This is a genomic window from Micromonospora sp. NBC_01655, assembly GCF_026339755.1.
Taxonomy (GTDB): Bacteria; Actinomycetota; Actinomycetes; order Mycobacteriales; family Micromonosporaceae; genus Micromonospora.
Genome location: NZ_JAPEQF010000001.1, coordinates 2,777,645 through 2,802,314 on the forward strand (window position 1 = coordinate 2,777,645; position 24,670 = coordinate 2,802,314).

21 protein-coding genes and 1 CRISPR repeat array are annotated in these 24,670 nt (G+C 74.1%); of the genes, 10 read left to right on the plus strand and 11 right to left on the minus strand.

Translation table 11 applies throughout. The features are described from left to right. Positions 1-211: 211 nt before the first annotated feature. Positions 212-546: a CRISPR direct-repeat array (repeat unit 28 nt; unit sequence GGATCACCCCCGCGTGCGCGGGGAGCAG). A 204-nt stretch (positions 547-750) separates the two neighbouring features. Next, positions 751-939, minus strand: a complete 189-nt coding sequence (locus tag OOK41_RS13095) for a DUF397 domain-containing protein (RefSeq protein ID WP_266264898.1) — start codon at positions 937-939, stop codon at positions 751-753. Continuing rightward, complete coding sequence (locus OOK41_RS13100; protein WP_117669637.1) at positions 926-1,732, minus strand: helix-turn-helix transcriptional regulator; 807 nt, start codon at positions 1,730-1,732, stop codon at positions 926-928. Before OOK41_RS13100 ends, OOK41_RS13095 begins: the two co-directional genes overlap by 14 nt. A gap of 456 nt (positions 1,733-2,188) precedes the next feature. Here OOK41_RS13100 and OOK41_RS13105 point away from each other — a divergent pair, with 456 nt between their 5' ends. From OOK41_RS13105 to OOK41_RS13115, 3 genes are read left to right on the plus strand one after another with little or no spacing between them, the layout of a single operon-like run. Further along, the gene (locus OOK41_RS13105) at positions 2,189-2,470 is read left to right on the plus strand and encodes a hypothetical protein (RefSeq protein WP_266264901.1); all 282 of its coding nucleotides are present in this window, start codon (positions 2,189-2,191) and stop codon (positions 2,468-2,470) included. Next, complete coding sequence (locus OOK41_RS13110) at positions 2,467-2,715, plus strand: flavin reductase (RefSeq protein WP_266264903.1); 249 nt, start codon at positions 2,467-2,469, stop codon at positions 2,713-2,715. The genes OOK41_RS13105 and OOK41_RS13110 overlap by 4 nt, the downstream gene beginning before the upstream one ends. Positions 2,716-2,757: 42 nt before the next feature. Further along, positions 2,758-4,626 carry a PucR family transcriptional regulator gene (locus OOK41_RS13115; RefSeq protein ID WP_266264906.1) on the plus strand — a complete coding sequence of 623 codons (1,869 nt, stop codon included), beginning with the start codon at positions 2,758-2,760 and terminating at the stop codon, positions 4,624-4,626. A 33-nt stretch (positions 4,627-4,659) separates the two neighbouring features. Here the strand turns inward: OOK41_RS13115 and OOK41_RS13120 are convergent, their stop codons facing one another. Beyond that, positions 4,660-6,009, minus strand: coding sequence for a hypothetical protein (locus tag OOK41_RS13120; protein WP_117669634.1), 1,350 nt, complete (start codon positions 6,007-6,009; stop codon positions 4,660-4,662). Positions 6,010-6,096: 87 nt separating this feature from the next. On the opposite strand from OOK41_RS13120, the gene murD reads away from it, so the two are divergent. Further along, the gene (murD, locus tag OOK41_RS13125) at positions 6,097-7,446 is read left to right on the plus strand and encodes a UDP-N-acetylmuramoyl-L-alanine--D-glutamate ligase (RefSeq protein ID WP_266264909.1); all 1,350 of its coding nucleotides are present in this window, start codon (positions 6,097-6,099) and stop codon (positions 7,444-7,446) included. A 17-nt stretch (positions 7,447-7,463) separates the two neighbouring features. Here the strand turns inward: murD and OOK41_RS13130 are convergent, their stop codons facing one another. The 4 genes from OOK41_RS13130 to OOK41_RS13145 form a co-directional block, all read right to left on the minus strand. Further along, on the minus strand, positions 7,464-8,414 hold the full coding sequence (locus OOK41_RS13130) for an NAD(+)/NADH kinase (RefSeq protein ID WP_207892796.1): 951 nt from the start codon (positions 8,412-8,414) through the stop codon (positions 7,464-7,466). 162 nt (positions 8,415-8,576) lie between these two features. Further along, a complete protein-coding gene (locus OOK41_RS13135) occupies positions 8,577-9,095 on the minus strand; it encodes a DUF6114 domain-containing protein (protein ID WP_266264911.1) in 519 nt (172 codons plus the stop codon). A 1-nt stretch (position 9,096) separates the two neighbouring features. Continuing rightward, positions 9,097-9,726 carry a DUF6230 family protein gene (locus OOK41_RS13140; protein WP_266264913.1) on the minus strand — a complete coding sequence of 210 codons (630 nt, stop codon included), beginning with the start codon at positions 9,724-9,726 and terminating at the stop codon, positions 9,097-9,099. Positions 9,727-9,955: 229 nt separating this feature from the next. Continuing rightward, complete coding sequence (locus tag OOK41_RS13145; RefSeq protein ID WP_266264916.1) at positions 9,956-10,738, minus strand: TetR/AcrR family transcriptional regulator; 783 nt, start codon at positions 10,736-10,738, stop codon at positions 9,956-9,958. A 448-nt stretch (positions 10,739-11,186) separates the two neighbouring features. On the opposite strand from OOK41_RS13145, the gene OOK41_RS13150 reads away from it, so the two are divergent. Next, the gene (locus OOK41_RS13150) at positions 11,187-11,864 is read left to right on the plus strand and encodes a Tat pathway signal sequence domain protein (protein ID WP_117669629.1); all 678 of its coding nucleotides are present in this window, start codon (positions 11,187-11,189) and stop codon (positions 11,862-11,864) included. A gap of 59 nt (positions 11,865-11,923) precedes the next feature. Here OOK41_RS13150 and OOK41_RS13155 read toward each other — a convergent pair whose 3' ends face one another. Beyond that, entirely contained in the window at positions 11,924-12,943 is a 1,020-nt protein-coding gene (locus OOK41_RS13155) for a hypothetical protein (RefSeq protein ID WP_266264920.1), read from the minus strand. A gap of 268 nt (positions 12,944-13,211) precedes the next feature. Between OOK41_RS13155 and OOK41_RS13160 the strand changes: the two genes are divergently transcribed. Beyond that, entirely contained in the window at positions 13,212-14,519 is a 1,308-nt protein-coding gene (locus tag OOK41_RS13160) for an aspartate aminotransferase family protein (protein ID WP_266264922.1), read from the plus strand. After that, positions 14,516-16,012 carry a CoA-acylating methylmalonate-semialdehyde dehydrogenase gene (locus OOK41_RS13165; RefSeq protein WP_266264924.1) on the plus strand — a complete coding sequence of 499 codons (1,497 nt, stop codon included), beginning with the start codon at positions 14,516-14,518 and terminating at the stop codon, positions 16,010-16,012. The genes OOK41_RS13160 and OOK41_RS13165 overlap by 4 nt, the downstream gene beginning before the upstream one ends. Here the strand turns inward: OOK41_RS13165 and OOK41_RS13170 are convergent. Then, positions 15,984-17,357 carry an acyltransferase gene (locus OOK41_RS13170; protein WP_266264926.1) on the minus strand — a complete coding sequence of 458 codons (1,374 nt, stop codon included), beginning with the start codon at positions 17,355-17,357 and terminating at the stop codon, positions 15,984-15,986. The genes OOK41_RS13165 and OOK41_RS13170 overlap by 29 nt on opposite strands. 155 nt (positions 17,358-17,512) lie before the next feature. Here OOK41_RS13170 and ngcE point away from each other — a divergent pair, with 155 nt between their 5' ends. From ngcE to OOK41_RS13185, 3 genes are read left to right on the plus strand one after another with little or no spacing between them, the layout of a single operon-like run. Then, positions 17,513-18,928 (plus strand): N-acetylglucosamine/diacetylchitobiose ABC transporter substrate-binding protein, encoded by a 1,416-nt coding sequence (gene ngcE / locus OOK41_RS13175; RefSeq protein WP_266264928.1) that lies wholly within the window; start codon positions 17,513-17,515, stop codon positions 18,926-18,928. Continuing rightward, on the plus strand, positions 18,925-19,833 hold the full coding sequence (locus OOK41_RS13180) for a carbohydrate ABC transporter permease (RefSeq protein ID WP_266264930.1): 909 nt from the start codon (positions 18,925-18,927) through the stop codon (positions 19,831-19,833). The genes ngcE and OOK41_RS13180 overlap by 4 nt, the downstream gene beginning before the upstream one ends. Then, positions 19,830-20,735 (plus strand): carbohydrate ABC transporter permease, encoded by a 906-nt coding sequence (locus tag OOK41_RS13185; protein ID WP_266264932.1) that lies wholly within the window; start codon positions 19,830-19,832, stop codon positions 20,733-20,735. Before OOK41_RS13180 ends, OOK41_RS13185 begins: the two co-directional genes overlap by 4 nt. On the opposite strand, the gene OOK41_RS13190 is transcribed toward OOK41_RS13185, so the two are convergent. Next, positions 20,728-23,214, minus strand: coding sequence for a tetratricopeptide repeat protein (locus tag OOK41_RS13190; RefSeq protein ID WP_266264934.1), 2,487 nt, complete (start codon positions 23,212-23,214; stop codon positions 20,728-20,730). The two genes, OOK41_RS13185 and OOK41_RS13190, sit on opposite strands and share 8 nt — an antisense overlap. 398 nt (positions 23,215-23,612) lie before the next feature. After that, complete coding sequence (locus OOK41_RS13195) at positions 23,613-24,629, minus strand: N-acetylglucosamine kinase (protein ID WP_266264937.1); 1,017 nt, start codon at positions 24,627-24,629, stop codon at positions 23,613-23,615. Positions 24,630-24,670: the final 41 nt, after the last annotated feature.

Genomic DNA, 24,670 nt, shown 5'->3' on the forward strand with positions numbered 1-24,670 from the left:
CCCGGGTCTTGCCGCAAGCCCCCCGGTGCGCTATACGTTAGGAGTGGAAGGAGTGAGTGCTCTCCTTCTGGCATCGTCGGCGGCCACGGCCAGGCTTTCAGCCACAGTGAGGAAGTCAGGTCACGAGGCCGCCGCAAACACGTCGGACAGCACGGCGGGTGCCGTCTTTGCAGCCATCCCTAAACCTGCTGTGGCGACCATGGCCGTTCCAGCTTCTTCTCCACCGACTCGGGGAGCAGCCTCCATCGCTCGGCGGCGTCATGCCTGCCTTGAGGATCACCCCCGCGTGCGCGGGGAGCAGGCCCAACACCGCATCGACTTCCCCGTCTTCCTGCGGATCACCCCCGCGTGCGCGGGGAGCAGTACACGGGTTTTCTGGGCACGGCGGGGCCCACCGGATCACCCCCGCGTGCGCGGGGAGCAGCGATGTGGGCCGGCATCAGGACCCCGTGGACCAGGATCACCCCCGCGTGCGCGGGGAGCAGATCGGGGTGACCAGGTACGGCCAGAGCGGCACCGGATCACCCCCGCGTGCGCGGGGAGCAGACTTGCTGACCTGGGGCTCTAAAGATCAACAGTCGAGTTTTCCTTCACTTTGCTGTGCAAGATCGTCTCCTGGGCGGCTACTCGCTTGACGGTTCGAGGGTCGTGCAGAGGGCAAGCGGGACTGGGGTCGTTGAACAGGATCCAGGCCGCCGTACGGAAAGACGACGAAGACCTTCGGCGCGAGGGTCTTCGGGTCGGTGTCGGTCAGGCGCGCTTGGCGAGGCCGAGGAACGCCGTCCAGGCGGCCGGGTCGAAGGTGAGCGCCGGGCCTGCCGGGTCCTTGCTGTCGCGGACGGCGACGACGCCGGGCAGGTTGTCGGCGACCTCGACGCATTCGCCGCCGCTCGACCCGCTGCGGGTGGACTTGCGCCACGTGGCGTCACTGAGGTTCATGGTGAGCCTGCACTTCCTTCATCAGGTCGATGGACTGCCGGCGGGGCAGCGCCTCGGTCCGGACATTCTCCCACCTCGCCAGGAGGGCAGCCACCCCGTCCTCGTCGTCGACCACGGCCCCGCCGAGCTGGTGCTCCAGGTGCCCGACCCACCCGCCGTCGGCGGAGCGGGCCAGCGCGAACGGGCCCGACGACCCGATGTGCAGGCCGGTGGTCCTGGGGACAAGGTGGATGTGGACGTGCGGCAGCTCGGCCAGCTCGATCAGCCGGCCGATCTGCTCCACCATGATCCCGCTCAGCCCCTCGGCCGTCCGGCTCAGCACCGACTCGTCCAGGACCACGACGAGCTGCGGCGGGTCCTCCCGGGTCAGGACGTCCTGCCGGGCCAGCCGCGCGGCCAACTTCCGCTCGACCTCGGCCTCGGAGAAGGTGTCGTTGAAGCGCAGCACGGCGCGGGCGTAGTTCTCCGTCTGGAACAGGCCGGGAATCAGAGCTGGGTTGAAGTACCGGAGCTGCCTGGCGGCGCGTTCGGCCTCCAGCCACGGCTTGAACCACGAGGGCTCCCGGTCCCGTTCGGCGATCCGCAGCAGCGCCACGAGCAGGTCGCCGGACTTGAGCGCCTCGTCCGCGCGGGCGAGGAACACCCGGTCGAGCGGGCGGGTGCCGGTCTCCACGGCGGACACCAGCGACGCCGAGTAGTGCACCAGTCGGCCGAACTCCTCCTGGCTCAGGCCGGCGTTCATCCGCAGCCGGCGAAGCTGGGTGCGAATCAGGTCGGTGGTCGCTTCCTCCACAGTTCCTCCACAAAGGTCACGTGAGATCCACTCGGGATTCCGGCTTGGCGCACCGCCGTCGACGTGTGGCCACGACCGGGCTGAATGCCTTCCGACGGTAGTCGCGTACTCACCAGACTGTCACGCAGGCGGACCCGCCCGTCGCCAGAGAGGGCTCGGGCGGGTCCTGCCCTCCGGGCCGCCCCGCTTCCGTGCGGCCCGTCCCTGCCGATGGAGGCCGACGTGTGTGTTCCCTGGTACCAGCGGGTGTTCGCGGTGCTGCCCATCCTGCCCAGACGCGTGCCGGGCGCGCGCCACCGGGAGCGGATACGCCCGCCGGAGCCGATGCGCCGGCCGCCGGAGTCGTCGCTCCCGCCGGAGTCGTCGCTCCCGCCGAGCCGGCCGATGGCGGCGCGGAACCCCAGGGCATGGCGGGGGTCTGACCCCGTAGTGGCGGGCGAACAGGGGCCGTCTCTCATGACGACGACAGTCCAGGTCGCCGGCCACGCGGCGGGCTCGCCCGACTGGCGGTGCCGGGGATGCGCGGAGCCCTGGCCCTGCCTTGAGCTGCGGGCGATGCCGAACCTCGCGACGCGCGACCTGCTTCCGGTGGTCTCGACCCTGATCACCACCGCGATCCGCGACCTTCGCGGCCGGCCGGGCGGCCCCGACCCGATCGACGTGGTGCGGCGGTTCCTCTGGTGGCTGCCGCTGAGCCACGAGGAGGCTCGCGCCATCGCCCTGCGGATGAGCCGATGACGCACCGGATGATCCCGCACGTACCGATGCGCCCGCTCTGGCGGTGCCGCAACTGCGGCGCGGAGTGGCCCTGCCAGCCGGCCCGGCTCGGCCTGCTGGTGGAGTACCGGGGCGACCGCACCGGCCTGCTGATCTACCTGAGCGGGCTGATGGCCGAGGCCCGTGCCCAGCTCGTCCAGCTCAACCCCGAACGCGTCGTCAACCTGCACGAGCGCTTCCTCAACTGGGCGCGGGCCCGAGACTGAGCCGGCGCGGGCCGGTGCGGAATTGACGTCACGGACGGTAGCGTGTCGCCCGTGTTCCCCACCGTCCGTGAGGTCCTCGCGCTGGACCCGGTCCGCCATGGCGCGCCCCGCCTGGTCGCCGGGGAGGCCGGCCTGGACCGGCCGGTGCGCTGGGTGCACGTGGCCGAGGTGCCGGACATCGCCACCCTGCTGCGCGGCGGCGAGTTGGTGCTCACCACCGGCATCGGGCTGCCCGCCGACGACGTCGGCCTGCGCGCGTTCATCGGCGCGCTGGCCGACGTCGGGGTCTCCGGTCTGGTGGTCGAGCTGGGCCGCCGGTACGTCAGCGGCGTGCCCCGGGTGATGGCCGCCGCCGCCGAGCGGCGCGGTCTGCCGCTGGTGGAGCTGCGCCGGGCCACCCCGTTCGTCCGGGTGACCGAGGCCGTGCACGCGCTGATCGTCGACGCCCAGCTCACCGAGCTGCGGGCGACCGAGGAGATCCACCAGCGGTTCACCGAGCTGTCGGTCGAGGGCGCCGGCCCGGCGGAGGTGGTCCGGCAGGCCGCCGAGCTGTCCGGCTGCCCGGTGGTGCTGGAGAACCTGTCCCGCCAGGTGCTCGCGTACGACCCGGCGGGGGAGAGCGCCGAGCTGCTGCTGGACGGCTGGGAGCAGCACTCGCGGCGGATCAGCCCGGCCGGGCGCACCGCGTACGACCCGGACAGCGGCTGGCTGGTGACCACCGTCGGGGCCCGGGGGCAGGACTGGGGTCGGCTGCTGCTGCGCTGGCCCGGCGGCGGCGAGCTGGCCACCCCCACGCTGGTCCCCGACGGGGTGTCGGACCCGGACCCGGCGCACCCCGCCCCGCCGCCGGGCGCGCTGCCGACCCGGCTGACCATCCTCGTCGAGCGGGCCGCCTCCGCGCTCGCGCTGGGCCGGCTGATCCGGCGCGACGCCGAGGGGCTGGAGCGGCAGATCCACCGGACCCTGCTCACCGCCCTGCTGGACCACTCCCGCCCGGTCGACGAGGTGGCCCTGCGGGCCCGGGCGCTCGGGGTGGCGCTGGAACGCCGGCACCTGGTCGGCGTGGTGGTGCGGTACCGGGCCGACGAGCCGGCCGCCGAAGGGGGCGCGCCGGGCGAGCCCGGCCCGGTGGACCCGGAGGCCGGCCCGGCCCGGCTGCGGGACCTGTCCGAGGCGGTCGGGCAGGCCCTGCGCGAGGCGAAGCTGACCGGGCTGAGCAGCGCCGTCGACGACCAGGCCGTCGGCGTGCTGCTGGCCCTGCCCGACCCGGCGGCCGAGGAGCGGGCGCTGAACGCGTTCGCCGCCGCGCTGCGGCGCAACCGGGTGGACGCCGGCCCGCCCCGGCCGCCCGACTCCGCGTCGGCCCGCAGCGCCGCCGGGGGCGGGTCCGGCCGGTCGGGCGGTCCCCCCGCCCCGGCGTGGCCCGGCCCGACTCCGGCGGCCCGGACCGCGGCCGGCCCGGCTGCGGTGATCGTCGCCGCCGGATCCGGGGTGGGCAGCCTGCGGGAGGCCCGTCGCTCGCTGGTCGAGGCGCGGCAGGTCGCCGACGCGGCCCGCCGGGACCGCCGGGACCTGCCGATCTTCCGGCTGCCGCACGTCGGGCTGGCCGGTCTGCTGCACCTGCTGCGGGACGAGCCGCGGTTGCAGACGTTCGTGGAGCGCGAGCTGGGCGCCCTGCTGGCGTACGACGCCCGGCACCCCCGGGAGCAGTTGCTCGGCACCCTGCGGGCGTACCTGGAGCAGGGCCGGAACAAGTCGGCCGGGGCCGCCGCGGCGCACCTGTCCCGGCCCGCCTTCTACGAGCGGCTGGCCCGCATCGCCCGCGTCCTCGACGTCGACCTCGACTCCGTGGAGGCGTGCCTCTCGCTGCACGTCGCCCTGCTCGCCCTGGACGCCGTCCGCACCCCCTGACCCGCCAGGGCCGGGGCCCGGGGGTTGGGGTGGTCAGGTTAGGGCGGTTAGGGACTTGGCGTAGGGCGGGGGGATGTGGTTGGGGCCGCCGGGGGTGAAGACGTCCGAGTTGGCCGCCGCCGACCAGGCGGTCTCCGGGACCGCGTCGACCAGGGCGCGGACCACCGGGGCGGCGCGCCACTGGTCCTGCTCGGCCAGCAGGCTGAGCGCCACCACCGACTCCTCGACCTCGCCGACGCACTCGAACGGCTTGTGCCCGTCCACGCCCAGCAGCTCCCGGTACCCGGGGATCTGGGCCTCGTCGGCCAGCAGGTCCCCGCCGAAGATGTGGATGATCCGCTCGCGCGGCATGAACGGCGCCATGGCCAGGAACACGAACCGGCACTTCGGGCAGTCGCGGCACCACCGCTCGCTCGCGTCGCGCAGCTTGAACGCGGCGTTGCAGCTCGTCACCACGTCGTCGTACCGGTCGATCGCGGCGAACAGCCGGGCGATGTGCAGCTCGGACAGTGACCGCAGCAGCGAGAAGTACGGCTCGGTGAGCCCCGCGTGCTCGGCCAGCGCCGCCCGCAGCAGCGCCTCCGCCTCGACCCCCTTGGACCACTGGTGGTTGATCTCGTGCCCGTTCCAGACCAGGTTCGGGTCGGACGCGGACCGCTCGTTGGACATCACCACCGGGCCGAGGCCGTTGAGCACCGCCGTGGCGACCGCGATCAGCGAGTTGATCGCGGTGACCGGGATGTGGCCGTTGCGCGCGCCGGCCGCGTTGAGGTCGAACAGCACCGGGTCGAGCCGCCGCCGGGCGGCCAGGGGGGCCAGCCCGGACGCCTCGTTGACCGAGACGATGACGTGGTTCGGGTTCACCGAGAACGGCACCGGGTCGAGTCCGGCCCGGCGCAGCGCCTCCAGGCTGACGATGGAGTCCTTGCCGCCGCCGACGGCCGACAGCGGGCGCAGGTCGGAGTTGTCGTACTCGCGGGCGGGTGACACCGAGCCCGGCGGGACCTCCGGGGCCAGCTCCAGCACGTGCGGGAGCTGGTTGCGGTACGCGTACTCGGCGAGGCCCTTGGTGTAGACGGCGGTGACCAGCTCGGCGGCGGCCGGGCCGAGCGGCGCCGGCAGCACCAGCCGGGGCGGCGCGGCGGCCTTGTAGTAGCTGACCCCGGCGACGACGTGCAGCAGCTCCAGGACGCGCCCCAGGGTGGCCACCGTCTCGTCCGAGGGCGGTTCGGCCGGCAGCGGCAGGGTGATCACTTCGGTGAACCGCTGCTCGCCGCGCGGACCGGTCAGAGCGTAGTCGAACAACGCCTCGCCGGTGGCGAGGTCGATCGAGTAGGACGGGAAGGTGAAGGCGTCCATCCGCCGGAGCTGCTCGTTGGGCACACGCCATACTAGGCCCTGGTTCGTCCGGCCGTGTCCGGCTGCGCCGGACCGGGCCGCCGACCGACCCCCAGCCCGAGGAGAACACCTGTGCGACTGTCTGACCTGCGCGGACGTACCGTCGCCGTCTGGGGGACCGGTCGGGAGGGCCGGGCGGCGGTGACCGCGATCGCCGCGCACGGCCCGGCCGGCCTGGTCGCCGTGGACGACAGCGCCAACTTCCTCGCCCTGCCGTGGGACGGCCCGCTGGCCGAGGCGGCCCCGCTGGTCACCGGCGAGGAGGGCTTCGCCCGGCTGGCCGCCGCCGACGTGGTGGTCCGCTCGCCCGGGGTGCCGAACACCCACCCGTGGATGGTCGAGCTGCGCCGCCGGGGGGCCACCGTCACCCAGGGCAGCGCGCTGTGGATGGCCGACCACGCCCGGCGCACCGTCGGGGTGACCGGCAGCAAGGGCAAGTCCACCACGTCCAGCCTGATCAGCCACCTGCTCACCGCGGTCGACCGGCCGAACGTCTTCGGCGGCAACATCGGGGTGCCGCTGCTCGACCTGCCCGAGGCCGACCGGTACGTGCTGGAGCTGTCCAGCTACCAGTGCACCGACCTGACCGACTCGCCCCGGGTGGCGGTGGTCACCGCGCTCTTCCCCGAGCACCTGGACGCGCACGGCGGCGAGCGGGAGTACTACCGGGACAAGCTCAACCTGCTGGCGCACGGCCCGGAGACCGTGGTGGTCAACGGCGCCGACCCGCGGCTCCTCGCCGAGCTGGGCGACCGGCCGGCCGTGCGGGCGGGCTTCCCGGACACCACCCAGGTGGCCCCCGGCCCGGACGGCGCGCCCTGGTTCCACCTCGCCGACCGGCCGCTGTTCCCGCGCGCCGTGCTGCCCCTGGTGGGCCGGCACAACGAGGGCAACCTGTGCGTCGCCCTGGCCGTGCTCGACGCCCTCGGCGTGGACGTGGTGGCCCGCAAGGACACCCTCGCGGTGGCGGTCGCCGGGTTCCAGGGGCTGGCCCACCGGCTCACCGAGATCGCCGACCCGTCCGGGTTGACCTTCGTCGACGACACCCTGGCCACCAGCCCGTACGCGGCGATGCACGCGATCGACGCGTACGAGGGGCGGCCGTTGACGGTGATCGTCGGGGGCACCGACCGGGGGCTGGACTACACGCCGCTGCGCGATCACCTGGCCGAGCGGGAGCTGACCGTGCTCGGCATCCCGGACAGCGGGGAGCGGATCGTGGGCGCCCTTGCCGGGCTGCCGCAGGTGCGTACCGAGGTGGTCGAGGACCTGGTCGCCGCCGTGCGCCGGGCCCGGGAGCTGACCCCGGCCGACGGGGTGGTGCTGCTCTCCCCGGCCGCGCCCAGCTACGGGCGGTTCCGCAACTTCGAGCACCGCTCCGAGGTCTTCGCCGAGGCGGTCCGGGACACCGCCGCCGGGTAGTCCACCCCCGCCGCCGGTTAGCTCAGGAGAGTTCCCTCGCGCCGTAGCTGCCTGGCCCGCTCGCGCAGGTGCTCGGGCACGAGTTCGAGCAGTTGGTCCGGGCGCAGTGGCAGGTCGAGGAGGCTGAGCTTGACGCGGTTGCGCTGGCCGAGGGCGGCGGGGTCGAACCGGACCACGTTGACGACGTCCGGCCGTAGTCGCAGGGTCACGTGGCCCCGGGGCTCGACCCGGCGGACGGCCGCGCCGTCGAGGGACATCCGCAGGGCCGCCCGCTCGGAGGGGTTGCGGAGCGTGACGACGTCCTCGCCGCCGAGGACGATGGTGCGGCTGATGCCCGACATGGGCGCGACCGGGGTCAGCCCGATCGCCGGGGTCGACGGGGAGATGATCGGGCCCCCGGCGGCGTAGTTGTAGGCGGTCGAACCGGTGGGTGTGCACGCGACCACCGCGTCGCAGCGGTAGTAGCCGTGGCGGACGTCGTTGATCTCCAAGTCCAGGTTCGCCGTCGTCCCCGGGTGTTCGCCGGCGAGCACGATGTCGTTGAACGCGGTCGTCGGTCCCGCGTCGCCCTCGACCTCCAGGCAGCAGTGTGGTTCGAGGCTGAACCGGCCGTTGACCATCTCGTCGAGTGCCGCGGGCAGTTGCGCCGGGGAGACCTCGATGAGGAACCCGAGGTTGCCGTGGTTGACGCCGAGCACGGGGGTCTGCCGCCCCGCCATCAGGCGCATGGCGCCGAGCATGGTGCCGTCCCCGCCGAGGCTGATCACGGCGTCAACGCGTTCGACGAACTCGTGGTCGTCCATGGCCAGCACGCCGTCGCCCAGCCGGGCGGCGTCGCTCGGGCGGGCCACGACGGGTGAGCCGTGACGCGCGGCGGCCCGCGTCACCGTCGCGACCGACTCGCTGACGTCGTTGCGCGGATGAGCCACCAGGCCCAGTACGTACGGCTCCCGTCCTGGTGTGGGCACGTCGGTCATGCTTCTCCCGTCCCGGCGGGGCCGGTCTGTTCCGCAGGGCCACCCCGATCAGGGCACAGGTTACGCACCGGACGGCGCGGAGGGCCGCATCCCCGGGAAAGCCGTCCCGGCCGGCCCGCTCGCCGGTGTTCTGCCGGCCGCCCGGCGGCGCGACTACGTCTGGTCGACCTCCCGCCGGTGCCGCCCGTCGGCCACGGGGATGGGCAGCGTCGTGGCGGGGTGGGTCGCCGGGGTGGTGCCGGGGCGGGGCTTCCTGACCGGGGTCCAGGCGAACGCCAGGCAGCCGCCCACCAGCGCGAGCAGCATCCCGACGAAGAACCCGCCCAGGTTGGAGGTCAGCCAGGAGACCAGGGCGAGCACCAGGGAGACCAGCGCGTAGAAGACCCGCTGGGGCGGGTGGGCCACCAGCAGCACGCCGCACAGCAGCAGGATGACCGGCCCGAGGTAGCCGGCCAGCCCCTGGGGCCCGATGTGCAGGATCACCGGCAGCGGGGCGCGCAGGGTCACCAGGATCTCGGCGCCGCCGAGGGCGACCAGCAGCCCGCCCCAGAAGGGGCGGCTGCGCCGCCAGGCCCGCCACCGCCGCCGCGTCGCCCCCGGCGCCGCGCCGGTCAGCCGCGCCGGTGGCCCCGTCGCCCGGCCGGCGTGTGCCGGGGCGTCCCCGTCGGCCATCTCAGCAACCTTCGGAGGTGAACCGCATCCGCAGGTTCGGCAGGGTGAAGACCGCCGCCGTGGTGGCGTAGTTGTTCTGCCGCAGGTCGGTGATGGTCACCGTGTCGGCCTGCTGGCCGAAGACTCCCGGGTTGCCCCGCACCCCGGGCACCTGGTCCAGGGTGCTGGCGTCCTGCCCGATGTCGATCTTTTTGAACGAGGCGTTGCCGGAGAGTTCGTCCGAGTCCACGACCAGGGTGCGGGCGCTGACCGGCTTGCCGTCGTTGCCGGCGGTGAGCTTCATGTACATGCCGCCGAGGTTGATGCTCTGGCACAGGTTGGTGAGTTCGGCCCTGTCGACCGCCGAAACGATCACGACGATCTGGCCGCCCGTGTCGCCCTCGTTGGGGCTGTCCTCGATCATCTGGTCGAGGGTGGCGAACTGCTCGAACCCGGTCCCGCTCAGCTTGTCGGCCGTGACCACGAAGGGCATTCCGGAGATCGCGAACTGCGCGCCGAGCACCCCCTGGGCGGTCAGCACCACCATGCCGGCGGCACCGGCGCCGACGACGGCCAGGCTGGCCGCGAACCGCCGCCAGCGCACGCCGCCCTGGGGCGGGACCGGCTCGATGGGTGCGGTGTCGTCCGACATGACGGCTCCTCTTCGAGATCGATTCGTCCGCGACAATGCGAAGAACGCACCGCGGATCATGGGGATGATCTGAATTGGCTGCGCGTTGTGCTGTTCGGGTCGCTGCACCGCGAAGTTACCGCCGGGTAAAGGGGTGGTCAAGATTGACGCCCGGGGGAAACGGTCGATCTGCGAAATGCGGCCAATAGTGAGAAACCGCAGCGGTTTCTGATCGTGGTCGGCGGATCGGTCAGGCGTCCCGGCGGTCCGGGCGGCCCGGGTCGGCGGCGCAGGGGGCGGTGACGCCGGGGCTGGCGTCCGCGCCGGCGGTCCGGGCGGCCCGCCCGCCGGCGGCCGGGCCGAGGAACGGCGCGGTCATGGCGTACGTCAGCGCCGGCAGGAGCTGGGGCAGTTCCGCCGTGCGCCCCTGGGCGACCCGCTGTCGGACGGTGGTGTGGATGCCGCCGACCACGGCGGTGACCAGCAGTTCGTCGTCCCTTTCGGTCAGCGGCGAGCGGGGGCGGGGTGGGCGGAAGAACCGGTGGAACTCCGCCAGCAGCAGGTCCCGCTCGCCCCGGGCGGCCGGGCCGGCGGCGTCGATCTCCACCAGCGCCATCCGGGCGAACGCGGGCACGCTGGCCAGCACCTCCAGCAGGGTCCGCAGGGCGGCCCGGGCGGCGCCCGCCCAGTCCGGCCCGGCGGCGGCGTAGGCGTCGTCCATCAGGCGCAGCAGGACGGCGGTGCCGTGCCGGTAGGTGGCCAGGAAGGCGTCCTCCTTGCCGGCGAAGAGGGCGTAGAAGGCGGGGCGGGTCACCCCGGCCGCGTGGCAGATGTCGGTGACCCGGGCGTTGTCGTAGCCCCTGGCCGCCACCTCGTGGACGAGCCCGTCGAACAGTCGGTCTCGCTGGGTCGCCGCCACCACCTCGGCGGACAGGCGGCGCGGGCCGCGTTTGATCGCCCGTTCGGGGTCGCGGCCGGGGCGGGCGCCGGGCAGGGGGGTCGCCCCGGCTGCCGGGTGGGGTGCCAGCGACATTGACATCGACCTCTCTGGCTCGACGATTGACTTTGCGACCCTCCGGGGTTTATAACTTCACCACGTTGAGTTCCGGTCGTGTCACTCATGGTCATCTCTTGCCGGATGGTCGCACCGAGCAGCGCCGAGGGAGGGCTCGATGTTCGCCATTATCGCTGACCGCACCCGCGCCCCCAAGGCCGGAAGGGTGCAGGTGACGCGGCTGCGCCGCAGTGCACCAGCCCGCACCGCCCGCTGACCGGTCGGAAGGCTCCAGGCCCGGTGGTGCACCGGTCGCCCGGCCACCGATCCGCGCACGTCGCGCCGCCCCGGCGGCGGGTCCACCGGCGGCGAGGCGTCCCCCCGCGGCCGTCCCCGGGCGGCCGTCCGGTCGGGCCCGGTCCACGCCGGGCACGGTCGACCCCGGCCGGCCGCCACCGTCGCACCACCACCGTCGAAAGGACCCATCATGCCCAGGTACGGACGCGCCGCCATCGGCCTCGCCGCCGTCGCGCTGCTCGGCTCCCTCGTCGCGGCGGCCCCCGCTGCTGCCGCCGCCCCGCCCGCCCCCCTCGCCAACACGGTGCTCACCACCGGCAGCGCGGCCGGCACCGCCGTCGCGGTCGGGGACGTCCTCCAGGCCAGCCTGAAGGCCACCACCACCGCCAACTTCTACTCGTCCGCCACCGGCACCACCGGCGTGAAGTGCGCCGCGTCCAGCTTCAGCGCCAAGGTGCTGACCAACCCGGCCGCGCCGGGGACCGCCACCGAGAGCCTCACCGCGCAGAGCTTCACCAGTTGCACCACCAACGTGGCCGGCACGCTCGGGGTGAACAGCGTGGTCGTCGACAACCTGCCGTACTCCGTCTCCGTCACCAGCGCCGGCGCGGTCACCCTCACCGGGTCGATCCAGAGCACCGTCTCGCTGCGCACCCTGCTCGGCAACATCACCTGCGTCTATAAGGCCAACGGCAACACCGTGAAGGGGACGGCGTCCAACGCCACCACCTCGATCGCCTTCGTCAACCAGCCCTTCACCAAGTCCGCCGGGCCGGGCACCTGCTTCGGGACCGCGTACTTCAGCGCGACGTACTCCCCGGTCCGGGACACCACCCAGGCGGGCAGCCCGGTCGTCTACGTGAACTGACCGCGCGCCCGGTCCGGGTCGGCGTCCGACACCCCCGTCGGGCGCCGGCCCGCGCCGCCTCAGCCGCCGGTGAGACTCGCGTGCAGGGCGCGCATCGACCGGATCGCCGAGCGGATCTCCTGGAGGTGGCGGCCCGGGGTGAGCGCCGGCTCGGGCAGCCGGGCCAGGTCGGGCACGTCCGGGTCGACGCCGACGGTCTCGATCGCGCACCCGTACGGCACGGTGAGGGTGCGCAGCGCGTCGCAGTGCTGGAACGGCACGTAGATCGGCGCGGTGACCACCAGCACCGGATCGCCCGGCGAGAGCCGCACGTGCTCGGCCCAGAACCGCTGGGTGTCGGCCGTGTGCGCCCGCCGCCGGTCCGGCTCGCTGGACGGGGCGGCGAGCACCCGCACCGGGGGCAGCCCCGCCGGCCGGTAGGTCCGCGAGGACCAGGAGTGGTCCGGGTGCCCGGCGTCCACCCCCTCGGACGCGGCCGGCCCGGCCACCCGGAACGCCAGCCGGACCGCCGCGTCCAGGGCGTCCACCTCGGTGCCGCCGCCCGCCACGCCCGCCTCGGCCAGCGCCCGCAGTTCGGCCCCGGACAGCGGACGGAAGCTGCCCAGCACGGCCACCTCGCCGGCCACCTGGGTGCCGTGGCGCAACAGATGCGCGGCGTACCCGACCCGGCGCAGGCAGGCGTGCGCCAGCCCGCCGAGGACGACCAGGTGGGCGTACCCGGGGCGGGCCGGCGGGACCGGGCGGACCAGGCCGAGGGCGGACGCCGCGGCGAGCACCAGCGCGGCGGTGCGCGGGTCGAGGGCCGGCTCCCGGGCCTCGGGGCGTTCCCGGCCGCCCCGGAAGTCCCAGTGCCGGGCGGAGAAGTCGTCCAGCCAGGCCAGCACCGCCGCCAGGTCCCCGGCCGGCCAGTCCCCGCCGAAGCGCGCCACCAACTCCCGCAGCGGCGGCGAGGTCACCCAGGACCGCACGCCGTCGACGATCTCCCGCGGGCTCGTGCCCGCCCCGCCGCCGGGCAGCGCCACGTGGGCGTCGACGGGCCGCGGGCGCGGCGCCGACGGGTCGTCCGGGATGATCGGCACCCGCCGGATCGTACCGGCACCCGGCCGCCCGCCCGGGCGACCCGATTCCGTCGGCGTGCCGCCCGGCCACCTGCTGCGGAAAGAGTCGCCTCGGTCGGCTCTGACCACCGGAAACGCAGCTCCGATGCCCGCAGGCCGCCGGAAATCGTGGTGTGTGGTTGACGTGGTGTCAGGCGGCGGTCGGCGCTGCGCTACACAGTGGCAGTTGTCCCCGCGCCGTCCGGATGGGAGCGTGCGGTGACCGCCAACGTCTTGGAGGGTGCGACGAATGACTGACGACCTGCTGGCCCGGCACCGGGCCGTGCTGCCGTCCTGGATGCCGCTCTACTACGCCGAGCCGATCGAGCTGGTCGCCGGCTCCGGTCGCCGGGTCACCGACGCGCGGGGGCGCAGCTACCTGGACTTCTTCGGTGGCGTACTGACCAACATGATCGGCTACGACATCCCGGAGATCCGGGAGGCCGTCGAGCGGCAGCTCCGCACGGGCGTCGTGCACAGCTCCACGCTCTACCTGATCCGCCAGCAGGTCGAGCTGGCCGAGAAGGTCGCCCGGCTCTCCGGCATCCCCGACGCGCGGGTGTTCTTCACCAACTCCGGCACCGAGGCCAACGAGGCCGCCCTGCTGGCCGCCACCAACCACCGCCGCTCGCACCAGATCCTCGCGGTGCGCAACAGCTACCACGGCCGGTCGTACGCGGCGATGGGTATCACCGGGAACCGGAACTGGTCGGCCAGCGCGCTCAACCCCCTCCAGGTGGCCTGGCTGCACTCCGGTGAGCGGCTGCGCGGCCTGCTGTCCCGGCTCGACCCGGCCGACCGGGTGGACGCGGCGGTGGAGGACCTGCGCGAGGTGCTCGCCACCCAGACCGCCGGCGACGTGGCCTGCCTGATCGCCGAGCCGATCCAGGGCGTCGGCGGCTTCGTGCACGGCCCGGACGGCCTGTTCGCCGCGTGGAAGAAGGAGCTCGACGCCCACGGCATCCTGCTGATCTCCGACGAGGTGCAGACCGGCTGGGGGCGCACCGGCGAACACTTCTGGGGGTACCAGGCGCACGGCGTCACCCCGGACCTGCTCACCTTCGCCAAGGGCATCGGCAACGGCTTCGCCCTGGCCGGGGTGGTCGGCCGGGCCGAGATCATGGAGGCGATGCCGGCGATCAGCTTCTCCACCTTCGGCGGCAACCCGGTCTCCACGGCCGCCGGCAACGCCGTCGTGGACTACCTGCTCGACCACGACCTTCAGGCCAACGCCGCCCGTACCGGGGCGATCCTCGCCGACGGCCTGCGCGCCGCCGTGGGCGACCTCGACCGCGTCGCGGAGGTGCGCGGCAAGGGCCTGATGCTCGGCATCGAGTTCGTCCACCCCGGCGGCGTCGAGCCCGACCCGACGCTGACCGCGCACGTGTTCGAGGCGTGCCGGGCCGGCGGCCTGCTGGTCGGCAAGGGCGGCCTGTACGGCAACGTGCTGCGGATGGGCCCGCCGCTGACCCTCACCGAGGACGAGGCCCGCGAGGGGCTGGCCATCCTGGTCGACGCGATCCGCGCCTCGGTGGCGGCGGCGGAGACGGCGGCGTGAGCGCGACGGTGATCGGGCACTTCGTCGACGGCAAGCGGGTCGACGGCACGGCCACCCGGTTCGGGGACGTCTTCGACCCGGCCACCGGCCGGCGTACCGGGCAGGTGGCGCTGGCCTGCGCCGCGGACGTGGCGGCTGCGGTGCAGGCCGCCGGGCGGGCCGCGCGGAGCTGGCGGGACACCTCCCTGGCCAGGCGCACGTCGGTGCTGTTCGCCTTCCGCGAGCTGGTGAACGCCCGCCGGGACCGGCTCGCCGAGGTGATCACCGCCGAGCACGGCAAGGTGCTCGCCGACGCCGCCGGCGAGGTGCAGCGCGGCCTGGAGGTCATCGAGTACGCCTGCGGCATCCCCTCGGCGCTGCGCGGCGGGTTCAGCGAGAACGTCTCCACCGAGGTCGACTCGTACAGCCTGCGCCAGCCGCTCGGCGTGGTCGCGGTGATCTCCCCGTTCAACTTCCCGGTGATGGTGCCGCTGTGGTTCGTCCCGATCGCGGTGGCCTGCGGCAACGCGGTGGTGCTCAAGCCGAGCGAGAAGGACCCGGGCGCGGCGCTGCTGCTGGCCGAGTGGTTCGCCGAGGCCGGCCTGCCCGACGGGGTGCTCAACGTGGTCAACGGCGACGCGGAGGCGGTCGACGCCCTGCTCGACCACCCCGACGTGCGGGCGGTGTCGTTCGTCGGCTCCACCCCGGTCGCCCGGCACGTGCACCAGCGCGGCACCGCCGCCGGCAAGCGGGTGCAGGCCCTCGGCGGGGCGAAGAACCACATGGTGGTGCTCCCGGACGCCGACCTGGACCTGGCCGCCGACGCGGCGGTCAACGCCGGGTTCGGCTCGGCGGGGGAGCGGTGCATGGCGATCTCCGCGCTGGTCGCGGTGGAGCCGGTCGCCGACGCCCTGGTGGCGCGGATCGCCGAGCGGATGGCCCGGCTGCGCACCGGCGACGGCCGGCGGGGCTGCGACATGGGTCCCCTGGTGACCGCCGCGCACGCGGCGAAGGTGCGCGGGTACGTCGAGGCCGGGGTGGCCGCCGGGGCGGTCCCGGTGGTCGACGGGCGGGACGTCGCCCAGGACGGGGACCCCGGCGGGTTCTGGCTCGGCCCGACGCTGTTCGACCGGGTCACCCCGGACATGTCGATCTACACCGACGAGATCTTCGGCCCGGTGCTCGGCGTCCTGCGGGTCGGCTCGTACGACGAGGCGGTGGAGCTGGTCAACGCCAACCCGTACGGCAACGGCACGGCGATCTTCACCAACGACGGCGGCGCGGCCCGGCGCTACCAGCACGAGGTGGAGGTCGGCATGGTCGGGATCAACGTGCCGATCCCGGTGCCGATGGCGTACTACTCGTTCGGCGGCTGGAAGGCGTCCCTCTTCGGCGACCTGCACGCCCACGGCGCCGACGGGGTGGCGTTCTTCACCCGCGGCAAGGTGGTCACCAGCCGGTGGCTGGATCCCCGCCACGGCGGGGTCAACCTCGGGTTCCCCACCCAGACCTGAGTAGCCGCAGCAGCCCCGCCCCGGCCAGGTACGCCACCAGCGCCGGGGCGGGCAGCCCCAGCGGCGCGGGCGCCTTCTGCGGGGTGACGGTGTTGACCAGCAGCCCCGCGATCACCGCGGCGTACCCGGCGACCACCAGCGCCGACCGGGCCGGCCGGGCGGCCGTCAACCGGCCCTCGGCCGGCCGGTGCCGGCCGGCCCGGGCCTCGACCGGCCCGACGACGGCGACCAGGCCGGCCAGCACCACGGCGAGCAGCAGCAGCCACGGCACCCGCCAGGCGTACCAGGCCGCGGTCCCCGCCGCCGGGGTGGGCAGCAGGCCGACCGCGTCCAGCAGCCCGATCAGCAGCAGGGCGGCGGTGAGGTGCCAGAGGAACACGGTCAGCACCACGGAGTTGACCGCGATCACCGCCTGCCACGGCCCGGGCCGGCGCAGCCACGGCTGCGCCGGTTGCCGCAGCAGCAGGATCAGCCCGAGCTGGGCGGTGGCCAGGGCGAGCAGCGCCAGGCTGGGCGGGCCGTCGTTCTCCAGCCGCTCGCCGGGCACGTGCAGCATGGCGACCGGGTACGGCCCGATCGTGGTGAGCAGCAGCAGCGCGCCGAACCCGCCGGCCAGCAGGGTCGTCGCCGCCCGCCGCGAGGTGGGCAGGGGGTGTCGGGCGCGGTCGGGTCCCGGGTCCCCGGCGGGGCGGGCGCGGGCGTCGTACCAGGCGAAGCCGACCTGGTGCATGGCGAGCCAGCCGGCGAGCTGGTTGCCGGTGGCCAGCGCCGCCGGGCCGGTCAGCCGACCCAGGTCGCCGAGGGCCACCAGCCCGGCCAGCGCCACCGGCACGGCCAGGCCGAAGCGACGGTGCAGCGCGTGCATCGGCGGGGTGAGGGCCACGACGGCCAGGTAGGGCACGAGGAACCACAGTGGGATGGTGGCGAACCAGGCCACCTGGCGGGTCTGGGCCGCCCCGACGCCGAAGAGGTGGGCACCCGCCGCGCCGACGGCCAGGGCCAGCAGCAGGACGGTGGTCGGCGGCACCAGCCGGGCGCTGCGGTCGAGCAGCCAGCCGGTGGCGTCGCCGCCCCGGCTGCGGCGCGCGGTCAGCGAGGCGGCGTTGGCGAACCCGCCGACCAGGAAGAACACCGGCAGCACCTGGGCGACCCAGGTCAGCGGGTACGCCCACGTCAGGTCGCTGAGCGCCGAGTGCCCGGTGGGCCGCCCGGCCGCGTCCCGGCCGACCACGGTGACGCCCCAGTGACCGACGACGACCATCCCGATCGCGACCGCCCGGAGCAGGTCGACGTAGCGCTCGCGCCCTGCCGGCGTGCGCTCGGCGAGCTGCCGGAGGCGGCGCATGGGCTCAGGCTATGCCAGCCCGGCCGGCCCGGTGGTGATAACGGTTCGGCGGCCAGGTCTTGAAGTCGACGCGCTCCTGCCGTAGAAATTCTTCAGCAAAGATCAATGAAATGAAGAGAAACGACAGATCCGCCGGGACGATCCGAGGAGCGACGATGGACAGGCGTGACATCCTGCGGCGCAGCGCCGCCGCCGGCCTGCTGGCCACCCCCGCCGCCGGCCTGCTCGCCGGCTGCGCCACCGGTGGCGGCGGCGACTCCGGTGACACCAAGACGTACCAGGGCACCAAGTCCGCGCAGAACCCGCTCGGGGTCGCCGAGGACGCCCCGCTGGAGGTGGTGATCTTCAACGGTGGCTTCGGTGAGGACTACGCCAAGGCCCACGAGGCCATGTACACCGCGAACCACCCGAAGGCCAAGATCAAGCACTCGGCCACCGCGGAGATCAGCAAGACGCTCCAGCCCCGTTTCGTCGACGGCACCCCGCCGGACGTGGTGAACAACTCCGGCGCCGGGCAGATCGACTTCAACGGCCTGGTCTCCCAGAACGCCCTCGCCGACCTGGGCGAGCTGCTCGCCGCGCCGAGCCTCGACATCCCCGGCAAGACCGTCAAGGACACCCTGCTGCCCGGCGCGGTGGAGGTCGGCTCGTACGACGGTCGGTTCCTGGTGATGAACTACACCTACACCGCCTACGGCATCTGGCACTCCACCAAGCTCTTCGCCGACCGGGGCTGGGAGTACGCGAAGACCTGGGACGAGCACATCGCCCTGTGCAAGAAGATCAAGGCGGCGGGCATCGCCCCCTGGACGTACGCCGGCAAGCACCCCCGCTACATGAGCTGGCCGCTGATCTCCACCGCGATCAAGTTCGGCGGCACCTCGGTCGCCACCGCGATCGACAACCTGGAGCCGAACGCCTGGAAGTCCGACGCCATGAAGGCCGCGGCCGACGCCTGGCACCAGATCGTCAAGGACAAGTTCATCCTCGACGGCACGCCCGGCCTGGACCACGTCCAGTCGCAGACCGCGTGGTGCCAGGGCAAGGCCGCGTTCATCTCCTGCGGCTCCTGGCTGGAGAGCGAGCAGAAGTCGGTCACCCCGGCCGGGTTCAACATGACCGTCGCGCCGACGCCGAGCCTGGGCGCCGGCGACAAGCTGCCGTTCGAGGCGGTCCGGGGCACCGCCGGGGAGCCGTTCATGGTGCCGGCCAAGGCGAAGAACGTCGCCGGCGGCCTGGAGTTCTTCCGCACCATGCTGTCGAAGCAGGGCGCCCAGGACTTCACGAAGAAGGTCGCCAGCCTGACCGTGGTGGCCGGGGCCACCGAGGGCGTCGAGCTGCCGTACGGGCTGACCACCGTGGTCAAGGCCCTGGAGGCGTCCGGCGACAACGGCTTCAACTGGGTCTACAACAACTACTACCGCAAGCTGGAGCGCAACCTCGTCGACGCCGCCTGCGGCGAGTTCTTCAGCGGGCGGATCGGCCCGGCGGAGTTCCTCGACCAGTGCCAGAAGGGCGCCGACTCGATCGCCGCCGACACCTCGATCAAGAAGTACAAGCGGTCGGCGTGAAGCACGGCAAGATCCCGCTGATCGTCACCTTCCTGGTACCGCCCCTGCTGCTCTACGTCGTCTTCGTCGTGTCGCCGTACCTCCAGGCGTTCCAGATCTCCACCACCGACTGGCTCGGCTACTCGGCCGAGGCCAACCCGGTGGGCCTGGCCAACTTCCGGGCCCTGTGGCACGACGACTACGTGTGGAACGCGCTGAAGAACAACGCGATCCTGCTCGCCCTGGTGCCGGTGTTCACCATCGCGTTCGGGCTGTTCTTCGCCACCATGCTCAGCATGGGCGGGCGCCGGGGCCGGGCCGGGGTCACCGGGGTACGCGGCGGCGCGTTCTACCGCACCGTGTACTTCTTCCCCCAGGTGCTCTCCGTGGTGATCATCGCGGCGCTGTGGAAGGAGGCCTACCACCCGACGAGCGGTCTGCTCAACGGCATCCTCAGGGTGGTGGGGGTGTCCGGGCCGGCCTGGCTCGGCGACCCGGGCACCGCCTTCTGGTGCGTGCTGGCGGTGATGGTGTGGTCCAACGTCGGCTTCTACGTGGTGCTCTTCGGGGCCGCCATGTCGGCCATCCCGAGGGAGATCTACGAGGCGGTGCTGCTCGACGGGGCGCCCCGGTGGGTGACCCTGTTCCGGATCACCATCCCGCTGCTCTGGGACACCGTGCAGGTCGCCTGGATCTACCTGGCCGTCGCCGCCCTGGACGGGTTCATCCTGGTGCAGCTCATGACCAACGGCGGCCCCAACTTCTCCTCGGACGTGATCGGGGTGCGGATGTACGACACGGCGTTCGGCACCGAGAACAAGTTCGGCTACGCGTCGGCGATCGGCGTGGTGATGTTCTTCCTGACCCTGTCGGTGGCCGTGCTGGCGCTGCGGGCCAGCCGGCGGGAACGGATCGAGCTGTCATGACCGCTCTGGACAGGCCCGCCGGCGTGGCCGTCGACGGTGACCGGGACGCCCGGGGATCCCGGCCGGTGCGCCGCGAGCGGGGGGTCGTGAATTTCCTCTCGCACGGCTTCCTGCTGTTCTGGGGCGCGCTGACCGTGCTGCCGCTGCTGTGGATGTTCCTCAGCTCGTTCAAGAGCAACGCCGAGATCATCGCCGACCCGTGGGGGCTGCCCGGCGCACTGCGGTTCGACAACTGGGCCCGCGCCTGGGGCGAGGCGCACATCGGCCGGTACTTCCTCAACAGCGCGGTCGTGGTCACCGGCTCGGTCGCCCTCACCATGCTGATGGGGGCCACCGCCGCGTACGTCTTCGCCCGGTACGAGTTCCGGGGCCGCCAGCTCGCCTACTACCTGTTCGTCGGCGGGCTGATGTTCCCGGTCTTCCTGGCCCTGGTGCCGCTGTTCTTCGTAGTCCGCAACGCCGGGCTCTTCGGCACCTGGACCGGGCTGGTGCTGGTCTACGCGGCGTACTCGCTGCCGTTCACGGTCTTCTTCCTCACCGCGTTCTTCCGCACCCTGCCGACCTCAGTCGCGGAGGCGGCGCTGGTCGACGGGTGCGGCCACTTCCGGCTGTTCTTCCGGGTGATGCTGCCGATGGCCCGCCCGGGGCTGGTCAGCGTCGCGCTCTTCAACTTCCTCAGCCACTGGAACCAGTTCCTGCTGCCGCAGGTGCTGCTCCAGGGCGACGACTCGAAGTGGATGCTGGCCCAGGGCCTGGCCGCCCTGTCGATCAGCCAGGGGTACGCCGGCGACTACGCCCAGCTCTTCGCCGGCCTCACCATCGCCGTGGTCCCGGTGCTGCTGGTGTACCTGATCTTCCAGCGTCAGGTGCAGACCGGCCTCACCGCCGGCCAGCTCAAATAGCCGACCGCCAGCCGGTTCGGGGGCCGTCCGGGTCCAGCTCGGCGCAGACCAGCTCGTCGAGGCTGGCCCGGACCCGGGCGGCCTTCGGGTCGTCGACGTCGTCGAGGATGGCCAGCGCGTGCCGCCACGCGGCGGCGGCCCGCTCGGGGTCGCCGGCCTCGCGCAGGGTGTCGCCGAGGTTCGCCCCGGCCTCGGCCTCGCCGTGCCGGTCACCGAGCGCCACGAACAGCTCCTGGGCCCGGCGGTACAGCTCGGCGGCCCGGGCGTGCTCGCCGAGCAGCCGGTGGACGTAGCCGAGGCTGTCCAGGGTCATGGCGACGCCGTCCAGGTCGCCCTTCTCGTCGAGCAGGGCCAGCGCCCGCTCGCAGTCCGCGATCGCCTGCCGGTGGTCGCCGAGCTGGGCGTGGCACCAGCCGACCGAGTTGAGGGTCCTCGCCTCCTGGACGCGGTGGCCGGTGCGCCGGAACAGCTCCAGGGCCCGCAGGTCGTGCCGCAGCGCGGTGGCGTGCTGGCCCGACCGCTCGGCGATCCAGCCCAGGCTGCGGTGCGTGAACGCCTGGTTGAGCTGGTCGCCCAGCTCGCCGAACAGCTCCAGCGCGCGCGACTGGTGGGCGTGGGCGGCCACGAACCGGCCGAGCCGGGTGGCGGCGCCGCCGAGAAAACGGTGCGCGTGTGCCTCGGCGGCCCGGTCGCCGAGCCGGCGGGCGGCGCCCAGCGCGATCTCCTGGGTGCCGGTCCAGTCGTGCCAGTGCCCGCGCAGGTCGAAGAAGCTGACGCAGGCGGCGGCGAGCTGCCAGGCGTGCCCGTCGTGGCCGGTGTCGGCCGCGTGCTCGACGGCGGCGACGAGCGCCCGGTGCTCCGCGGCGAACCAGACCAGCGCGGCGGCCCGGTCGTCGAGACGTTCCGGGGTCACCCCGGGCGCCGGCTCGGCGAGCGCGATCGGACCCCGGGGCGGCTGCAACGGCCGTTCGGCGCCGTGCGCGGCGTGCAGGTAGTGGTCGAGCACCCGGCGGGTCGCCGCCCGCCGGTCGGGCTCCGGGTCCGCGTCGGCCAGCTCCCGGGCGTACGCGCGCAGCAGGTCGTGACAGGTGAACCGGCCGGGCCGGTGCTCGGTGACCAGGTGCGCGTCGACCAACTCGGCGAGCGGCGGCCGGACCTCGGGCACCGACGCGCCGGCGAGGCTGGCCAGCGCGGCGACCCCGATGTCCGGCCCCGGGACCAGCCCGAACTGCCGGAACAGCCGGGCGGCCGGCGCGCCGACCTGGGCGTACGACCAGGAGAGGACGGCCCGGACGTCGATGCCGGGCTCGGTGCCGGCGAGCGGGTCGAGGCGCCGGGGGGCCTCGCGCAGCTCGGCGGCGATGGCCGCCAGCGGGAATCTCGGCCGGGTGGTGGCGCGGGCGGCGACGACCGCCAGGGCCAGTGGCAGCCCGGCGCAGTGCCGCACGATCTCGTCGACCGCCGCCGGTTCCGCCGCCACCCGGCCGGCGCCGAGCCGGCGGGCCAGCAGCGCGGTCGACTCCTCGGTGGCGAGCAGTTCCAGGGCGATCGGCCGGGCGCCCTGGACCGCGATCAGGCCGGGTAGCTGGCTGCGGCTGGTGATCAGCGCCATGCAGCCGGAGCAGCCCGGCAGCAGCGGGCGGACCTGGTCGGCGTCCCGGGCGTTGTCGAGGACCAGCAGCATCCGCCGGCCGGTCAGCAGGCTGCGGAACAGGTTGATCTGCGCGTCGATGCCGGTCGGGACCCGGTGCCGGGGGACGTCGAAGGCGTCCAGGAAGCCGCGTACCGCCTCGGCGGGCGGGACCGGATCCCGCGCCGGATCGAAACCCCGCAGGTTGACGTGGAGCTGACCGTCCGGAAAACGGTCGCGGACCCGCTGTGCCCAGTGGGTCACCAGGGTGGTCTTGCCCACCCCGGCGGTCCCGGTGACGACCGCGATCACCGGGGTGCCCGGCTTCCCGTCGACCTCGGCGAGCAGCTCGTCGAGGCCCGCCAGGGCGTGCTGCCGACCGGTGAACGCGGTCGAGGCGGGTGGGAGCTGGGCGGGCACCGGCAGCGCCGGACCGGGCCGGTCCGGGGTTCCGGGGGCTGTCGGGTCCGGGCCGTGCGCCGGCTCGTCGTCCCGCTGGCCCTCGGTGGTCCCGGCGCGGCTCAGGCCGCTGTCGGCTGTCCGGTTGCCCAGCCGCTCCCCGGTGAGCCGTTCCCACCGCGTTGCCCAGGCCCCCGCGTCGACCGGATCCACCCCGAGGGCGAGCAGCAGCCGGTCGAGGACATCGAGGGGCATGGCGGTGCGCCCGGTCAGGTAGTTCGCCAGGCTGCTCTTGGGCACGCCGGTGGCCGCCGTCAGATCCTGGAGCGACAGCCTGGCCTTGCCGCGTCGGCGGGCCGCGCGGACCCGTAGCGAGTTCAGCTCCGCCAACAACTCCCGCTCCGTCCCACGGCTGTCCAATCTGGACCGGTCACGGGACTTGTCGCTCACCCGCGCATCCTGCCAGGCGCCGTCCACGGTCGTCCACGCACGTCCAACAATCGGGGCGCTGCCGCGCCCGGATGTCACCATCGACGGATCGCCGCACTCACCCGACAGGTTGGTCAAGCTCGGGGTCTGCGACAGTCCCGATTCGGATCGGCGGTGCTGGCCGTCGATCACCAGCACCCGGGCGTGATCGACGGCCCGCGTCCGCTGGTGGGTGAGCCCCTGCGGTGGTGGGTGAGTCGCTCCGGCTGCTCGCAGAGACGGGGGAGCAGCGGGAGCGCCGGCGGACGTGGGTCGTGCTCGGCGGCGGCCGGCGCGCGCCCGCGGGACCGGCCGGAGCCGGCCGGCACCGCCGTCGCGGCGTGGTCCGCGCCGACCGCCGGCCCGGGTCGGCTGCGCCGTCAGGTGCGTCGGCCCGCGCCGGCGTCGTATGTCGTCGGCGGCACCAGCAGCGGATGAAGGGCCGTCGGGTCGGTGACCTCGGACAGGTCCCGGGCGGCGAGCCAGGCCGCCCCCGCGGCCCCGTCGCCGGCCGCGCGCAGCGGCGCGCCCGGCCACCGCCGGGCCAACTCCCGCCGGACCGCGCCGGCCAGCGGGGTGTCCGCCGTGAGCAGGCCGCCCCCGAGGACCACCGGGTCCTGCGCGCCGGCCGGCCGGATCCGCGCGACGCTCTCCGCGAGGTGCGCGGCGGCCTCCGCGATCAGCTCCGCGGCGACCGGTTCGCCCTCGTCGGCGGAGGTCACCACCAGCGGCGCGAGCCGGGCCAGCTCCACCGGCGGACGGCGGGTGACGGCCTGGACCACCGCGTCCACCGTGTCCCGGGGGCGGTCGGCCACCTCGTCGCCGCCCAGCAGCTCGCCGAGCGCCCGCCGGCCCAGCGGGCCCGGCTCCCGGCCGGCGTCCAGGTCGGCCAGGAGCCGGCGGACCGCCTCGCGGCCCAGCCAGAAGCCCGAGCCGGCGTCGCCGAGCAGCCAGCCGTGGCCGTCCGCGATCCGGTCCAGGCGCAGGTCGCGGACCTGTGCCGCGATCGCCCCGGTGCCGGCGATCAGCACCGTCCCGGCGGTGCTGGCGGTGCCCGAGGCGTATGCGACGAGGGCGTCGCCGTGCACCGCGTACGGGCAGCGTAGCCCGGCGTCCCGCCAGGCCCGGTCGAACGCGGCCCGCCCGGCCGGGTCGGCGAGCAGCCGGCCCGCCCCGGCCAGCCCGATCGTGCCGGCCCGGACCCGGGCCGGGTCCACGCCGGCCAGCGCGCCGCGCAGGGCGGCCAGCAGTTCGCCGGCGGCCCGCTCGGCGCCGTGGCTGGTGGGGTTGCCCCCGCCGGCCCGGCCCGTGCCGAGGCGGTTCCCGGACAGGGTGACGGCGAGCGCCCGGGTGGACGTACCCCCGACGTCGAGACCGACCACGACGGTGTCGGACATCCGTTGGGCCTCCTGGGCGCTGCGGGGTGGAGCGGGCGGGT

Bases quoted from the DNA above. Each gene is read 5' to 3' on its own strand.
- OOK41_RS13150 (WP_117669629.1), top strand. From the start codon at position 11,187: ATGCCCAGGTACGGACGCGCCGCCATCGGCCTCGCCGCCGTCGCGCTG.
- OOK41_RS13185 (WP_266264932.1), top strand. From the start codon at position 19,830: ATGACCGCTCTGGACAGGCCCGCCGGCGTGGCCGTCGACGGTGACCGG.
- OOK41_RS13170 (WP_266264926.1), bottom strand. From the start codon at position 17,357: ATGCGCCGCCTCCGGCAGCTCGCCGAGCGCACGCCGGCAGGGCGCGAG.
- OOK41_RS13110 (WP_266264903.1), top strand. From the start codon at position 2,467: ATGACGCACCGGATGATCCCGCACGTACCGATGCGCCCGCTCTGGCGG.
- ngcE (WP_266264928.1), top strand. From the start codon at position 17,513: ATGGACAGGCGTGACATCCTGCGGCGCAGCGCCGCCGCCGGCCTGCTG.
- OOK41_RS13195 (WP_266264937.1), bottom strand. From the start codon at position 24,629: ATGTCCGACACCGTCGTGGTCGGTCTCGACGTCGGGGGTACGTCCACC.
- OOK41_RS13145 (WP_266264916.1), bottom strand. From the start codon at position 10,738: ATGTCGCTGGCACCCCACCCGGCAGCCGGGGCGACCCCCCTGCCCGGC.
- OOK41_RS13105 (WP_266264901.1), top strand. From the start codon at position 2,189: ATGACGACGACAGTCCAGGTCGCCGGCCACGCGGCGGGCTCGCCCGAC.
- OOK41_RS13095 (WP_266264898.1), bottom strand. From the start codon at position 939: ATGAACCTCAGTGACGCCACGTGGCGCAAGTCCACCCGCAGCGGGTCG.
- OOK41_RS13135 (WP_266264911.1), bottom strand. From the start codon at position 9,095: ATGGCCGACGGGGACGCCCCGGCACACGCCGGCCGGGCGACGGGGCCA.
- OOK41_RS13160 (WP_266264922.1), top strand. From the start codon at position 13,212: ATGACTGACGACCTGCTGGCCCGGCACCGGGCCGTGCTGCCGTCCTGG.
- OOK41_RS13140 (WP_266264913.1), bottom strand. From the start codon at position 9,726: ATGTCGGACGACACCGCACCCATCGAGCCGGTCCCGCCCCAGGGCGGC.